General features: G+C 47.0%; 13 protein-coding genes. 8 read left to right on the top strand and 5 right to left on the bottom strand.

Annotated features, from left to right (window positions below):
• Window positions 1-32 precede the first annotated feature (32 nt).
• Together AC23P2_RS02095 and AC23P2_RS02090 are read right to left on the bottom strand one after the other, a co-directional pair.
• A complete protein-coding gene (locus AC23P2_RS02095) occupies window positions 33-1,781 on the bottom strand; it encodes a hypothetical protein (RefSeq protein ID WP_487771653.1) in 1,749 nt (582 codons plus the stop codon).
• 57 nt (window positions 1,782-1,838) lie between these two features.
• Window positions 1,839-2,795 (bottom strand): bifunctional helix-turn-helix transcriptional regulator/GNAT family N-acetyltransferase, encoded by a 957-nt coding sequence (locus AC23P2_RS02090; protein WP_487771652.1) that lies wholly within the window; start codon window positions 2,793-2,795, stop codon window positions 1,839-1,841.
• Between the two features lie 210 nt (window positions 2,796-3,005).
• On the opposite strand from AC23P2_RS02090, the gene AC23P2_RS02085 reads away from it, so the two are divergent.
• The 3 genes from AC23P2_RS02085 to AC23P2_RS02075 all read left to right on the top strand — a co-directional run bounded on the left by AC23P2_RS02085 (window position 3,006) and on the right by AC23P2_RS02075 (window position 5,611).
• Window positions 3,006-3,983: a ring-cleaving dioxygenase gene (locus AC23P2_RS02085; RefSeq protein WP_487771651.1), complete on the top strand. Its 978-nt coding sequence runs from the start codon at window positions 3,006-3,008 to the stop codon at window positions 3,981-3,983.
• 126 nt (window positions 3,984-4,109) lie between these two features.
• Window positions 4,110-4,736, top strand: coding sequence for an alpha/beta hydrolase (locus AC23P2_RS02080; protein ID WP_487771650.1), 627 nt, complete (start codon window positions 4,110-4,112; stop codon window positions 4,734-4,736).
• Window positions 4,733-5,611 (top strand): pirin family protein, encoded by an 879-nt coding sequence (locus tag AC23P2_RS02075; protein ID WP_487771649.1) that lies wholly within the window; start codon window positions 4,733-4,735, stop codon window positions 5,609-5,611. The genes AC23P2_RS02080 and AC23P2_RS02075 overlap by 4 nt, the downstream gene beginning before the upstream one ends.
• A 79-nt stretch (window positions 5,612-5,690) precedes the next feature.
• Here AC23P2_RS02075 and AC23P2_RS02070 read toward each other — a convergent pair whose 3' ends face one another.
• Complete coding sequence (locus AC23P2_RS02070) at window positions 5,691-6,938, bottom strand: RNA polymerase sigma factor (protein WP_487771648.1); 1,248 nt, start codon at window positions 6,936-6,938, stop codon at window positions 5,691-5,693.
• A 7-nt stretch (window positions 6,939-6,945) separates the two neighbouring features.
• On the bottom strand, window positions 6,946-7,299 hold the full coding sequence (locus tag AC23P2_RS02065) for a YciI family protein (RefSeq protein ID WP_487771647.1): 354 nt from the start codon (window positions 7,297-7,299) through the stop codon (window positions 6,946-6,948).
• Window positions 7,300-7,591: 292 nt separating this feature from the next.
• Here AC23P2_RS02065 and AC23P2_RS02060 point away from each other — a divergent pair, with 292 nt between their 5' ends.
• The 5 genes from AC23P2_RS02060 to AC23P2_RS02040 all read left to right on the top strand — a co-directional run bounded on the left by AC23P2_RS02060 (window position 7,592) and on the right by AC23P2_RS02040 (window position 11,464).
• Window positions 7,592-8,110 carry a DUF1905 domain-containing protein gene (locus tag AC23P2_RS02060; RefSeq protein ID WP_487771646.1) on the top strand — a complete coding sequence of 173 codons (519 nt, stop codon included), beginning with the start codon at window positions 7,592-7,594 and terminating at the stop codon, window positions 8,108-8,110.
• Window positions 8,111-8,185: 75 nt separating this feature from the next.
• A complete protein-coding gene (locus AC23P2_RS02055) occupies window positions 8,186-8,527 on the top strand; it encodes an MmcQ/YjbR family DNA-binding protein (RefSeq protein ID WP_487771645.1) in 342 nt (113 codons plus the stop codon).
• Between the two features lie 21 nt (window positions 8,528-8,548).
• The gene (locus AC23P2_RS02050; RefSeq protein ID WP_487771644.1) at window positions 8,549-9,073 is read left to right on the top strand and encodes a dihydrofolate reductase family protein; all 525 of its coding nucleotides are present in this window, start codon (window positions 8,549-8,551) and stop codon (window positions 9,071-9,073) included.
• A 65-nt stretch (window positions 9,074-9,138) separates the two neighbouring features.
• On the top strand, window positions 9,139-10,329 hold the full coding sequence (locus tag AC23P2_RS02045) for a cytochrome-c peroxidase (RefSeq protein WP_487771643.1): 1,191 nt from the start codon (window positions 9,139-9,141) through the stop codon (window positions 10,327-10,329).
• A gap of 43 nt (window positions 10,330-10,372) precedes the next feature.
• Window positions 10,373-11,464: an acyltransferase family protein gene (locus tag AC23P2_RS02040; protein ID WP_487771642.1), complete on the top strand. Its 1,092-nt coding sequence runs from the start codon at window positions 10,373-10,375 to the stop codon at window positions 11,462-11,464.
• A 67-nt stretch (window positions 11,465-11,531) separates the two neighbouring features.
• On the opposite strand, the gene AC23P2_RS02035 is transcribed toward AC23P2_RS02040, so the two are convergent.
• Complete coding sequence (locus AC23P2_RS02035; protein ID WP_487771641.1) at window positions 11,532-15,290, bottom strand: PVC-type heme-binding CxxCH protein; 3,759 nt, start codon at window positions 15,288-15,290, stop codon at window positions 11,532-11,534.
• Window positions 15,291-15,514: the final 224 nt, after the last annotated feature.

The raw sequence follows: 15,514 nt of genomic DNA, 5'->3' as shown, positions 1-15,514 counted from the left end.
TGCTTTCGTGGGAAAGCAGCCTCTTTTTTTTATCAGTAAATTTCTAGTGTGTGTTGAAACGGGCAGAGGGCTGTTAAGAATACATAGCGGCCATTGGTGCGGAGTGTGCCAAAATGGGTACTGTACAACTCGCCCTCTAAGCCTCGGATGGATTCGTGTTTTTTGAGTCCAGGGCCAAACGTGATGGTGTCATTTCCTGCCGTGAATTGGCCATAGCCTTCGGGTAAAAAATGGTCGGAGGGGTTGGTGGACGAAGGGACGCAACGCGCTAACTCGCCCTGTTCTTGAAAACACAGTTCCACTACTACCCGCACGCCTTCTGGGCCGTTTACGGTCAAGTGGAGGAGTTGTTTTTGGCCTTTTTCTTCGTAAACAATTTCCGTTTGTAAGGTTTGGACGTTGCTAACGGGGCGGTGTTCAAAGTCCATTTTGTTCCAAAAACGGCCATCGGTACTTTGGGATAACTGATAATCGCCGTCGGCTTTTTTGTATTTATCGGGCAAAGGCTGGTAATAAGGTGCCTCAATCATTTGCCCAATTCGATATCCTTTCGCCGTTTTTTCAATTCCTTTTCCCCGAAAATAGCCTGTACTAAAAAAAGACGTGGAAAGACGAACGTGTTTTAGAATGGCTTGGCCTTTGCGATACGCAAAAAAATTGGGGTTGGTCGAGCGTCCCGAAGCCACTTGAATCGGCCAATCGGCACCTGCGAAGAGGTAGAGGCTTTCGTTGTTTTTGCGTTTGCGCAAGAGGGAAATCTCGTCAAATTTTTTCTCATAAACCAAAGGCAGAGAGCCGCTGGTAGGGGTTTTCTTCAACAGCGGATTTTCAAGCACATAGTAAAGCAAATCTTTCTCCACCGTTTCTTGAAAATTGGGCATTGTCTCAATAAACTGTACCATAGCGCCAAAAAGCGGGTCGTTTTGCTGAATGGCCATGTACCGATAGTGCACATAAAACTCGGTGATGAGGCGTAGCATAAAAGCATCTTGGCGGCGCGACTGTACCGTTACCATGTCGCCGTTGGGTTCCATGCAGTAATAAAGCCAAGTGAGGTTTTTCTTCACTTTTTCGAGTAGTTCGGTTTTGCCGCCGTAGTGCGCCATAAAAATCAGCGAGCGGTTGACCACCTCCGCGTACGTAACGCTTCGTTCAAGATAAACCCCATCTTTGTCCTGAAACACCACTTCTGAAAGCCATTCGTTTATCCGATTGACATACGCAGGAGTAGGAAACAAACTGTTGGCTTTGGCGAGGGCGGCACTTACCACCCAGCGGTGGTTGGGGGTATGAACTCCACCGACAACCAACTGAGCGCACGCTTTTTGAATAAAAGCTTGTAGGCGTCCAAAAATAGGCTGGAGCGAGGGTTCGTTTGTACTAATACGGGCCGCCGCACAAAGTGGGTCAATGATAAAAGCTGTATCGGGTGGCGATGAAAGGTTTCCAAAGTCGAGCGTACCGTCGGCTTTTTGCTCTTTCTCCAAAAAGGACATGATTTTTTCTATCATCCCCAGTACTTCTGATTGACGGAAATAACGTGAAGTAGGCTCGACGTACCCCGCCGATAAATTGGCCAAGTCAAATCCTAAACTGCGCCGAAGCTGTTTGATGGGTTGGCTTAAAACAAGCGCCAGTCGGGCTATTTCTTTTGCGTTGACTTCTACTATTTTTTTGTAAAAATCGCCTTCCGAGTCGTGCTTCAACAAAGGCGAATTTTGTAAAAAAGGGGCGACGCATCCCACCACGGAAAGTTGCTTGATAAAGGTCTTACGGTTCATGGAGCTTGTACGAGAATCTTGTATTGATTAAGTACAAAAGTGCCGAACGCAAAAATTTTACCCCAGCCACAACTCCATCGCGACGTCAGCGCGCGAATACGGTGAGCTGAAGTCTTTGACGGTTTTGAATCCTAATTTTTGGTACAGGTTGAGGGCGGGAAGCAGGCGCGAATTGGTTTCCAAGTACAAGCGCTTCAAGCCCATGCGGCGCGCTTCGTCAATGATGGATTGACCTAATAATTCGCCAATACCCAATCCTTTGGCATTGGTATCCACGCCCATTTTTGAGAGCTCCATGCAGTCGTCGGTCATGGGTTTGAGGGCTGAGGTTCCCACAATTTGCCCTTGATATTCGGCTAGGAGTACAATACCCCCTTTTTTGATGTAAAACTTTTCGGGATTTTCGAGCGATTCCATGTCCAAGGGCTCGACCTTAAAATAGCGCTCAATCCATTCGTAATTAATACGTTTAAACGCTTCGCGGTGCAGTTCGTTGGTTGGGTCGAAGGTCACAATCGTGACTTTATTGCGCTCGCGTTGTTTCAAGCGCGATTTGATGCGTTCGGGTAATGGTTTTTTCAAAATAACTTGTTCGTATTCCATCAACGACCGCAATACGTCAGTTTCGCATTCGTTTCGCACCTCATTCATCGTATCTTGTAAATCTTCCAGTAGTTCGTTCATGCGAAGGTTCATTTCTTGTCCCTTTTCGGTGAGCCGTACGAGCGTTTCGCGCTTATCGGTCGGGCCTTTTTGGGTTTCAAACAAGCCTGCTTTGGTCATTTCTTTGACCATCAAACTCACTCCCACGTGCGATTGACCGATGTATTCGGCGATTTTAGAAACCGTTTCGGCCTCGTTTTGCGCGACTGACAAAAAAACGGGAAACCATTTAACTTCCATTTCCATGCCGTACATCTGATACACTTGGGCCGATGCTTGTAGGCTCACTTCTCCGAGGCGGCGCATGTAGCTACCGAGTGCTACGTAGCCTAAAGTACGATAAAAATCCATGCGACTTTTGTGTTTAAATATTTACGTAATTAATTACGTAAATAAAATAAGTTATCAGAATAAACGCAAGCAGCGGGAAAAATTTTGAGAAAAAAATGGCTTCCTTGATTTTGACAACGTATTCCTGTGTTTCGCCATTGAACGGCGAGGGGTTTTGCATGACCTTTGTAGCATCAAAAACAACCCCAGTAACAATAAACAAACAAGAACATGGAAACGACACAATTAATAAAAGGAATACACCACGTGACAGCCATTGCCGCTGACCCTCAACAAAACGTTGATTTTTACGTAGGGCTTTTGGGATTACGTTTGGTGAAAAAAACGGTCAATTTTGACGCGCCCGACGTGTATCACTTTTACTACGGTGACGAAACGGGCAACGCAGGTAGCATTTTGACCTTCTTCCCGTTCGGAGCGGGGTCGCAGAAAGGCCGCCACGGAAAAGGCCAAGCCGCTACCACCGCGTTTTCAATTCCGACTGCTGCCCTCGATTATTGGTTGAAACGCTTTGACCAATATGGCATTCTTTATAAAGCACCTCAACAACGCTTCAACGAAGTGGTGGTGTATTTTGAAGACCCCGATGGTTTAGGTTTGGAGTTGATTGCCAACGATACAGATTTTCGCCAAGGATTTACCTACGGACATATTCCGCTTGAGTATTCGATTCGTGGATTTTGGGGCGTAGAACTTTGGGAAACCAGTTACGAACGCACCGAGGCTTTGTTAGCCAACTCGCTCAATTACGAGTTTATTGCGGAATCTGGCCCAAGACGTCGTTACGCGGCCAAAGGGAACGTAGGCGCAGGTCAGTACGTGGACATCGTTTGGGATAGCAACAATCGCTGGGGACTTGGCGGGGCAGGCACCGTTCACCACATTGCGTTCGATACCCCAACCGACGCTTCGCAGTTGGAAGTGAGAGAGGCTGTGATGTCGGCAGGTTTTATGCCTACCAACGTGCTTGACCGTCAGTACTTTCATTCGATTTATTTCCGCGAACCTGGTGGGGTATTGTTTGAAGTAGCTACCACGCCTCCAGGCTTTTTGTTGGACGAAGAAAAAGCTAAATTGGGTCAAGCCTTAAAACTTCCACCTTGGCAAGAACGCAACCGCGAGAAAATTGAGCAGTTGTTGCAACCTATTTCTATCGAAGCGGTTTATAAAAAATATGGGATTGAGTAACCTCACGGCATCGGCCGTCCGAACTAAATCCCTCTCCTTTCTGGAGAGGGACTTATTCTTTGTGAAAAAAACAATAAATAGCTTATCCTTCCCGAAAGGAGAGGGATTTTGAACAGATAAACAAAAATGCACAATATAAAAAATACGGTTTGGGCGGGTGTACCCCTTGACCAAGCCAAACGCGTACTCATTATGACCCACGGTCGGGGTGCAAGCGCTCAAAGTATTTTAAGCCTTGCCGCCGAATTGGCGGTCGATGGTTTTGCACTGGCTGCTCCCCAAGCGACGGGTAATACGTGGTATCCGTACAGTTTTTTGGCGCCCGAAGCCCAAAACGAACCTGGGTTGTCTTCAGGATTAGCTGTCTTGAAAGAGTTGCTTGATACGGTAAAAGCAGCGGGAATACCGTCCGAAAACGTATATTTCTTGGGTTTTTCGCAAGGAGCGTGTTTGACCTCGGAGTTTGTTGCCCGTCATGCACAGTCTTTTGGTGGCGTGTTTATTTTGAGCGGAGGCGTTATTGGTGACAGTGTAAAAACCGAACGTTATACGGGGAATTTTGCGGGAACACCGATTTTCTTGGGATGTTCGGACGTGGATGCGCACGTTCCCAAAGACCGTGTGCAATCGAGTAGTGAGGTGTTTAGAACATTAGGTGCGACAGTGGTGGAAAAAATCTACCCGAATGCTCCGCACAGTATTTTTCAAGATGAAATTGACCACATCAATCAAATTTTAAACCTAAAAAAATGAAAGCATTCAAAAGTATCGACTATACGTGGGCAGGCCGCCCGCAGCAAGTAGGCGACGGTTTTGTGGGACAAAGTATGATTCCTTCGCAGCGTTTCAGCGATTTTAGCCCGTTTTTGATGCTTGACCACCACGGGCCGATGCAGGTGAAACCGTCACCTGTACCCAAAGGAGTGGACGAACATCCCCACCGTGGCATTGAAACCGTAACGGTGGTGTTTGACGGGGCATTGCAGCACCGCGATTCAGCAGGAAACAAAGGCGTGATTTTTGCGGGCGACGTGCAGTGGATGTCGGCGGCTTCGGGGTTGGTCCATGAAGAAAAGCACGAAATTAATTTCTCGCGTCAAGGTGGCGTACTTGATTTCGTGCAGTTGTGGGTCAATCTGCCGCGCGCCCATAAAATGGAAAAGCCGCGTTATCAAGAACTCACTTCGGCACAAATCCCGACGGTACAGTTAAACGAACAGACACAGCTTCGGGTCATCTCGGGGGAAATCGCGGGGGTAAAAGGCCCTGCACTGACTTATTCGCCCGTTCTTTTGGTAGAGGTAATTGTGAAAGGAAACAGCGAATTTGAGCTTCAATTACCAGAAGGCTTTAACGTGGCTGTACACGTAGCGCGGGGAAGTGCGAGTTTCAATAACGAAAAACAACTTCCTGCGAAGAACATTGCCAAATTGAGTCAAAAAGGGGAGTGGGTAACGGTCACGGCACAGGGCGACGAAACGCGTTTGTTGATTTTAGGAGGCGAACCCATCAACGAACCGATTGTGAGTTATGGCCCGTTTGTGATGAATACTGAAGCCGAAATCAGGCAGACGTTGCAAGATTACCAATCGGGAAAAATGGGCTTTTTAGAGCCTGTGGACTACTAATGTGCGTCCGTGCGTCGGGGTATGAGTACCCCGTCACACGCGTGCGGAGGAGGTTGTGAGCAACCTCCCTCACAGCGACTCACAGCGCTTCTATCTTTTTCCAAATCAACTGCCATTCAGCTTTCGAGGTAGTGAGTTGGATGGCGGTTTCGTAATGGGCTTTGGCGGTGGATTTTTGGGAAAGTTGGGCGTAAAAATCCCCCAAGGCTACTTGGTAGTACTGGTTTTTGGCCAAACTTGTCAGGGGTAATAAGGCATCAATGCCGCGCTGTGGGCCATCGGCAAAACCAATGGCGATGGCTTTGTTAAACTGCACCATACTGCTAGGATTGATTTGTTCCAGCAACCGATACAAATACGTAATTGCCTGCCAATTGGTTTTTTCAAACGTCTCGGCGCGCGCGTGGTAGCTGGCAATGGCCGCTTCTAAGTGATACGAACTGATTTCGTCGCCGCGAGAGGCTTCATCAAGGTAATAGATGCCCTGTTGAATAAGCTGGGGATGCCATTTTTGGCGGTTTTGGTGCGCCAGTAGTACAATATTTCCTTCTTCATCTTGGCGCGCCTCAAAGCGAGAGGCTTGAAAATACATCAGTGACAACAAAGCTGCTGTTTTGGGTAAAGCCGTGTAACGATGTTGGTACAACAACGTCCCCAAACGCAGTGCTTCTTCGCACAGGTCTTTTCGGATGAGCAGGTCGGGTGATTGAGAAGTATAACCTTCGTTGAAAAGCAAGTAAATGGCCTTTAAAATAGCGTCCAAACGCGGTAAAAGCTCGTTTCCAGTAGGTACTTCCAAGTCAATGGGTGTACTACGGATTTTGTCTTTGACCCGATAAAGCCGTTTGTTGATGGTTTCGTCGTTCGATAAAAAAGCTTTGGCGATTTCGGGAATGCTCAGTCCACACAAAGTCCTTAAAATGAGCGTAATTTGAGCTTCAGGAGGTAAGCTGGGATGGCAGCACGCAAACATCATTCGAAGCTGACTGTCTTCGATTTCGTGTTCCAAAAAAAGCTGGTCGATGTGCTGTTGCATGGCTTGTTCCGATTGAAGTTGATGAGATAAATGCACACTGAGTTCGTCGTGCAGGCGTTCGCGACGAAGGCGGTCAAGCACCTTGTTTTTGGCCGTTGCGTACAACCAGCCCGTTGGGTTGTCGGGAATGCCGTGAACTTTCCAGTGTTGCATGGCTGCCAATAGGGTATCTTGCACGACATCGCGGGCGGTGTCGTAATTGGGAAAACCAAACAAACGAGTCAGGACGGCGAGCATCTTTCCCGACTCGTGCCGAAAAAGATGCTCCGCCAGTTGGTGAACCTCTGTCATTCAGAAATTACTCAAAGCTTTGGATTTGACGAATTTCTACGCGCCCTTCCGATTCATAAATAGGGCAGCCTTTCGACAACTCGACGGCCTCGTCGATGCTGTCGGCCGTAAGGAGCATAAAGCCCCCAATGATTTCTTTGCCTTCTGTAAATGGCCCGTCGGTAATGACGTGGCTAGAGCCTGAAACTGTTTTGCCCGTTGGATAAAGCGCTTCGGTAGCAATCATCTTGCCTTGGGCTGCAATGCCACCAATCCAGTTGTTCCACTTTTGGATTTCGGCTTGGATGTCTTCAGGAGAAAGATTAGCAAAAGCATCTTCCGCAGGGATAGCATTCCAGAATGAAAACATGTACTTGTTCATGGTCGTAATTGTGTTTTGGTGATACGAAATAATTGAATTTATACGAATGACGAACGGTCAGATGGAAACTGGACACAAGTGACAAAAAATTTTTATATATTTTTGAAAGTTGATTCACAATACTGACATAGGGTTGTCAGTAGAGGATACTAAATTTGTTGTGTCATCTCAGACTTGGCAAGTTTTCAAGGCGTCGATGTACAAACTTGCCGAGTCTAAGAGTAGAAATAGACTTGGCAAGTTTGTTTATCAATACGTTCAAAACTTGCTAAGTCTCGAAATACGAAAAACAATGGTTGCATTTACCGCAGAACTACGCAAGTTTGACAAAAAAGGAGAAAAAACGGGCTGGACGTATATAGAAATTTTGCCCGAAATAGCCCATGAGTTAAACCCAAACGTAAAAGCATCGTACCGAGTGAAGGGAAAGTTGGACGATTTTTCCATCAAACTCGTGGCCATGCTACCGATGGGCGACGGAGGGTTTATTATCCCAATCAATGCAGAGATGCGTCGTGGCTTGCGTAAAAAAGAAGGGGCGGTAGTACGCGTGCAACTAGAGATTGATACGGATGAATTGCCGCAATCGGCTGATTTATTGGCTTGCTTGGAAGACGAGCCCAAGGCGTTGGCGTATTTTAACAAACTGCCGCTTGGTCACCAAAACTATTACACAAAGTGGATAGAATCGGCAAAAACCATTGAGACAAAAACAAAACGGATTACGATGGCCGTGAGAGGAATGGCGATGGGTTTGGATTATGGACAAACCCTGCGTTATTTTCGCGACCACGAACTTTCGGGAAGTTAATAAACCGCGAAAGTAAACTTTCCGAAAGTTGAGAGCGCAGAAATTAACTTTCAGGAAGTGAAGTAAGTTGATAAAATGATAGATGTAGAAAAAGCGCATGAGGTGTTGGTCAATATGCCAAATGCGAAAGAAGAAGCGCACTTTGACAAACCTGCTTATAAAATCAAAGGGAAGATTTTTGCGACTTTCAATATTGAAAACAAATGGGTGACGCTGAAGTTTACCCCTGAACAGCAAACCATTTTTTGCGAAGATGATGCCTTTTATCCCGTGCCTAATAAATGGGGGCAGCTTGGATGGACACACGTGAGTTTGGATAAAGTAAGACTGACCGCTTTTGTAGAAGGAGTGAATACTTCTTATGAAAACATAGTAGCAATGAAAACAAAGAAACGAGTGGAAAAGCCCGCTCAGTAAAGCAGTAAAAACCCTAACGATATGAGGAAAGTTATTTTAGGTCTTGCCATGAGTTTGGATGGGTATATCGAAGGCCCCAACGGAGAGTACGATTGGTGCTTTACGGACCAAGACTATGGACTGAATGAATTTTTTAAACGGATTGATGCGGTGTTTGTGGGTCGTAAAACTTACCAAATGGCGTTGACCAACGAAGGCGAAACCGCTTGGATGCCTAAATTAACCGAATACGTGTTCTCGAATACGTTGCCTGACTTCAAACTCGAACGCAAAAAACTCATCAAAGGCGATATTGAACGGCAAGTACGTACCATTAAATCGCTGCCTGGAAAAGATATCTGGCTTTTTGGCGGAGCAGAACTGGCCAGTAGCCTTATGAACTTGGGATTGGTGGACGAGGTTTGGCTTTCCATTCATCCCATTGTATTGGGCGCTGGAAAACCGCTATTTAAAGAGTTGAAAGAACGTAAATGGTTGACCCTCGTCGATTCTAAAGTATATGAAAGTGGCTTAGTGTCGCTTCGTTATAAAATGAGCTGGGACTAATTTCAATCTATTAGGTTTGACGTAGGTCATACCTTTCTAAAGATAGAAATAGTAGTTTTGCTCAAATGATACTACGACAACTTTGGAAAGGCTTGCTGCTGGGGCTTTGGGCAATAGTCCTAAGCTGTGCAACGCATGACCAAACGCAAACCAGTACTCAAAAAAAGGAGGTACCCGACGATAGTACGCGGCTGGCGGCTTTGCCTACGCGTGTGCCTACCCCTGCCGATAATCCCACCACACCCGAAAAAGTTGCTTTGGGGCGATTACTGTTTTTTGACCCCATTTTGTCGGGGCACAAAGATGTGGCTTGTGCGACCTGTCATCAGCCTGAATTTGGCTTTGCCGAAAGTTTGGAAATTTCTATTGGGGTTAATGGCCACGGAATGGGAAGCAAACGCGCTTTTCGGACGCCTAACGACATTCCTTTTGTTAAGCGAAATTCGCAAACGGTTCTTAACGCCGCCTTCAACGGCATTCGCGAAAATGGTCGTGTAGAGGCGAGTAGCGCGCCCATGTTTTGGGACTTGCGGGCAAAAGGTTTGGAAGCGCAAGCGCTCGAACCCATTAAATCATTGGAAGAAATGCGGGGACATCGTTATACCAAAGAAGTAGCGTTGGATAGTGTAATTAAACGCCTCCTCGCCAATGCTGAATATCGTTTGTTGTTCCAAAAAGCGTTTGGTTCTAAAGATTCCATCACAAATCGTACCCTCGGACAAGCGATTGCGGCTTACGAACGAACGCTCGTTGGGGGCAATTCTCGCTTTGACCAATACATGCGCGGCGACAATACCGCACTTTCTATCAACGAACGCGACGGGATGCAAGCGTTTCTAAAATCGGGCTGTGCAAAATGCCACAATGGCCCGATGTTATCGGATTTTCAACTTCACACATTAGGCGTTCCTGACAACGAAAAGCTTCCCGAAACGGATGCAGGAGTGGACAATCGTTACCGTTTTAGAACGCCCACTTTACGAAACTTACGCTACACCGCTCCTTACATGCACAGTGGAAAACTCCGTACGCTCGAACACGTTTTGGAGTTTTATGAGGATTTGTCAGGAGACAAAATCCGTAACCCCAAAGTGAGCAAAGCACAGCTTGACCCGTTGCTAAATTCATTGAAAGTTAGCTTTAAAGATATCTCAAACATCGTAGAATTTCTGAATACTCTCAACGACGAAGGGTTTGATCGTAGCACTCCCAAACGCGTACCAAGCGGGCTAAAAGTGGCTGGGAATCTCAACTGAAACGGCTATCTTGCGTAGGTAAAATCCTTCATTGACCAACCCTATGCAAAACCGATTACTCTCGTTAGACGTGTTTCGCGGCCTGACCGTGGCTGCCATGATTTTGGTAAATAACCCAGGCGATTGGGGGCACGTCTATCCTCCTTTGCTCCATGCCCACTGGAACGGCTGCACGCCCACCGACCTTGTGTTTCCTTTCTTTTTGTTCATTGTTGGCGTTTCTATTGCATTTGCGATGGGGAAAAACCCGCCTACGGTACTGAAAATTGCAAGACGAAGCGCGACGCTGTTTGGGTTGGGACTTTTTTTGAGCTTGTATCCAAAGTTTAATTTTGAAACGGTTCGAATTCCTGGGGTGCTCCAACGCATTGCTATTGTGTATTTTGTTTGTTCGCTTCTCTATATAAAAACAACCCGAAAGACCCAAATTGGGTTGTTGGCGGTGGTGCTTCTGGCTTATTATGTGCTGATGACCTTCGTTCCTGTCCCTGGAGTTGGCTATGCGAATTTAGAACCTGAAACCAACTTGGGCGCTTGGGTAGATCGGACTATTTTGGGTACCAATCACTTGTGGAAAGCGGCAAAAGTGTGGGATCCTGAAGGCATCTTTAGCACCATTCCAGCCGTTGGGACTGGGCTGCTAGGGGTATTGACGGGGCAATGGCTACGTACCGAGAAGCCTGTGGCGGAGCGAATTGCGTGGTTGTTTGCTGCGGGGAATGGACTGGTGGTGGCAGGACTCATAGCGGACTTGTTTTTCCCAATCAACAAATCGTTGTGGACGAGTTCGTACGTATTGTACGCGGGAGGCTGGGCCATGGTGGGCTTGGCGCTGTGCTATTGGCTCATTGACGTTCAAGGGTATCGTAAGTGGACGACGCCTGTGGTTGCTTTTGGTGTGAATGCCATCACAGTTTTTTTCTTATCGGGGATTATTCCTCGGACGTTGGCACTGATAAAAATAGATACCCCCGACGGGCCGATAAGTTCGCAGTTATGGATGCAGAAAAACTTGATAGGGGTTTGGTTTGCTAACGAATACAACGCTTCTTTGGCAGGAGCACTTACTTTCTTAGCCATCTGGTTTGTGATTTTGTACGTGATGTACAAGAAGGGAATTATTATAAAAGTGTAAATAAAAAGCCCTTCCAAGTTTCAAAAACTTGGAAGGGCTAGCTAGTCTATTTACAGATAATAGCGCTCTACTTCGTGGTAGGCTTTGTTTCCTCTTTCACTACTTTCATTACGCCGTTCATGATGCGCCAGTGACCTGGGAAGGTACAGATGTACGGATAATTTCCTGGTTCGGTAGGAGCTGTAAACGTGAGGCGATACGACTGGTCAGGGTTGACCAAAGGTGTAAAGGCTACTACCTGAGGCAAGTTTGGAATGTAATTTTTTTCCACTGCATCTTTTTGCGTAATCATCTTATCGGCGGCATTTCCGACAATGTCCATCGCTTTAGGCTTCACAATCACGAGGTTGTGCTGCATGGCGTCAGGGTTGTCAAAAACCAATTCGACAGGCTTACCTGCGATAACCGTAAATTCTTTTAAGTCAAACTTCATCGCCTCTTTCACCGACTTGATTTTGATAACTTGCAAATTAGGGTCAACAGGTACAAGCGCATTAGCCCCAAACGATTCGACGATACCCGTAAATTTACCTTTCAAATCTTCAGGAATACCGTCTTTGGCACTAACAAGCAATAACTTATTCGCATCGCTGGTGGTTACTTTACGGCGTGGGTTCCAGCCGTTAACGATTCCTTTCAATACCGCATAGCGCGCATCATCGTCCAACGTATTTGCTTTGGTAATCAACTCCAAGAGCGACTCAGGACTGAGCGACGTAGAAGAAGCGTAGCTACGGGCAGCACGCTCAAGGGCAAAGTCTGAAAGTTTTGCTGGGCGTTTAATGTCAAATGTTTTGCTCAATGAGTTGTTTTTAACATCATCTTCCTCGGGAATGGCATTGTCGCCGTCGATGGTAGCACTGATGCGTAACTTACCCGCTTGCTCGGCTGTAAAGCCCATACGACCTACCCACGGACCGTTGTTGCTTTCCACCAACTGAATGGTTTCGCCCGCACCGATGCCATTTTTAAGTTGGTAACTTACGTAGTTGATTTTAAGCCCTAATCCTTCGATGGCTATTTTTACAACAGGAACCGTTCCTTTTGGAATCGCTACGCCTTTGTTGGTGATTTCAATGGTAATACTTGCCGACTCGCGCACCGATGGCACCGAAGGGTTGATGGTGATGTTGGTAATAGCTAAATCAGGCTTGGTAGCTCCAGCAGCAGATGACTGCGTACTCGTTCCGTGATTCATAGCGTGGTGGTCATGATTCATGGCCGCTTTTGGTTCGCTGCTCTTTGTTTCGGTACGTTGACCTACGGTACGTTTGGTAAGGTAAGCCTGCATCAATTTTCCACCGTGCGCATTTAAAATGACCGAGAAAGCATCGGGTAACCAACGGTCATCGGCCTCGTTTGAACTTTCAAAACGGGCTAAAACGGCCTTCTCAACGTCAGCAGTAAGTGGAGTTTCGGTGAATTTTAACAACGTATTCAATACAACCAACGGCTCCGAGTCATTGAGGGAATTGCTGCTCAACAACGCCTGTGCTGTTGCGTTGGTTGAAGGCAATACTTGTACGGCATTTTTACGCACCGCAGCGCTTGGGTGTTTGAGCGCGCCTACAACTGCTTTGAGAACATTTTCGTCAGAGATAGCGCCCAAGCCTTGCAACGCCCAAAGGGCATGGATAGCGGCTGGATTTAAACCAACTTCGTCCACCGACGGGTCATTTACTAAAGCGATGAGCTGAGGAACAACATCTTTGTTGCCACGCTCTACCAACATACGCTGGGCATGGTTACGCCAAAACATATTAGTGTTTTTGAGCGCTGCCACTAGTTCTTGTGGGCGCTCTTTACTGAGTGCCATCGGCGTATAAGCAGGGGCTTCTTTGTAGCCCACGCGGTAGATACGTCCGTGCGTAAAATCACGAAGATCGGTTTCGTAAGCATTTCCTTTTCCGTTGCCAAACCCTTGCGGCGTTGGGTTGTGTTGAATGATGAAGCTGTACCAGTCAGCTACCCAAACAGCACCATCAGGACCAACTTCGGCAAATACGGGTGAAAACCATTCGTCGGCACCTGCCATGAGGTTGAAGGCTTCTTTGTCTTCGTAATCAGTTCCACGTTTAACGAGCTGGTTTTGGTGTAAAACGTGGCCTGTTGGCTCGGCTACGAAGGCAATTTGATTCCAATATTTTTTAGGGAATGACCGTGCGGTATAAAAATTGTGCCCAGCAGCGGCCGTAAATCCACCAAATACGTCCACTTGACGGATACGCGGCGTGATAGGCTTCATGTCTTTGTGGGTGTCGGTGCCACGGCTGCCATTGTCGCGGCCCATGCCGAGGCTTCCCGTAAAGTAGCGGTGAGGAATGGCCATGTACCAGCCGTGCGAGTTGTTGGCAGTTGACCCAAATACGTCACCTGCTTCGTTGAAGCCCATGCCCCAAGTATTATTGGAAGTACTGGTCACCCATTCTATTTTCGACCCATCGGGTTTGAAGCGGAAAAGCGCTTGGCCAAATTTGAGGGTATCGGCGTTTTCTTTCAACTTTCCTTCAAAACCTGAATAACCGACACAGCCCCAAATCCAATTGTCGAAACCGTAGTGCAAGTTGCTAGGGCCTGCGTGGGTATCGCCCGTACCGAAGCCTGAGAATAAGATTTTTCTTTCATCCGCTTTATCGTCGCCGTCAGTATCTTTCAAGAAAACCATGTGCGGAGCTTGGCTTACGATAAGCCCTCCGTTGGCAAACACCATCCCCGTTGGAATACTCAACCCTTCTGCAAAACGGGTAAATTTATCTGCTTTTCCATCCTTGTCGGTGTCTTCACAAATCAGGATATAGTCCGTACCACCCGTATCTTTTCTATCGTTGGGGTAATCTTTGGTAATAAGCACATACAAGCGTCCGCGCTCGTCCCAACTCATCGCGATGGGGTGCATCACATTGGGCTCTGAGGCAAACAAATCCAACGTAAAATCAGCAGGAACTTGAATGTGCTTCATCGATTCCTGGGGCGAAACAGGGTTTTGCTGGAGTTGTGGCCCTGGGCGTTTTTCGTAGTTAGGAAGTTTTGATTCTTTGTACGTAAACGGAAGTGGATCAAGGGCTGCCAAATCTTTTACGGCTTGGTCGCCTACGGCCCAACGGATTCCTTTTTCCAACAAGGTCATAAATTCGGGCTGGCTCCACGTACGGTCGTCGTGGCCATACGCCGTGTAGAAAATGCGGCCTTTGCCGTGCGTACGAACCCACGTATAAGGCTCGGTTTTGGTGTTGGGTTTGTCTTTGTATTGGTCGGGCTGAATTTCACGCTCAGTCAACACGAGGTTGTCGGGCTGCAACTTGGTATGAAGGTAGGTTTCGTCCAACGTTTTGAACATTTTAGATCCCATGATGGCAGGATGGTTGGGATTGGTCCAAACGGGGCGAATCGTATCCCACGTATGGCGCCAAAATTGCCCCCCCATGATTTTCACCAACTCGTCCGAATTGCGGAAGCAATACGAGGCGCAGTGAACAGGGATAAAGCCTTTTCCGCTGGCGATGTAGTCCACCAACGCGCGTTCTTGGGGTTTGCTGATGGTATCCCAGTTGGCGTACAAAAGTACCCCGTCGTACTTGGCAAGGTTGGTCGCGTTTAGGTCGTTTAGGTCATCAGAATAGGTAAAGTTGATACCCTTTGCCCCTAATGCCGACATGATAGACGGCACGCGCTCAATAGGGCGGTGGTGTCCGTTGTCACCCAAAAACAGGATTTCAATGCGGCGAGGCTTGGTCGCTTGTTGGGTTTGGGTCGTTTGTGTTGTCTTTTGCGTAGCACATTGCCACAACAAAATTGCTGACAAAACAATGGTTAGGAAACGTTTCATTGTATGGTTAAATGATTATTTGTTACTGAAAAAATCAAATGGGTATTCGCTTCGATATGCTACAAACGTTTTGCCTCTCCGAGGCTTTTTTGATGTTTTTGAGAATGTTTTTTCTACAAATGTTTTGCCTACAAACGTTTTGCCTCTCCGAGGCTTTTTGATGTTTTTGTAATTGTTCTTTCTACAAATGTTTTGCCTACAAACGTTTTGCCTCTCCGAGGCTT

This window comes from Runella sp. R0.1_18 (genome assembly GCF_057652155.1).
The sequence above is the reverse complement of the archived record's forward strand: the minus strand, read 5'-3'. Positions and strand labels throughout refer to the sequence as shown.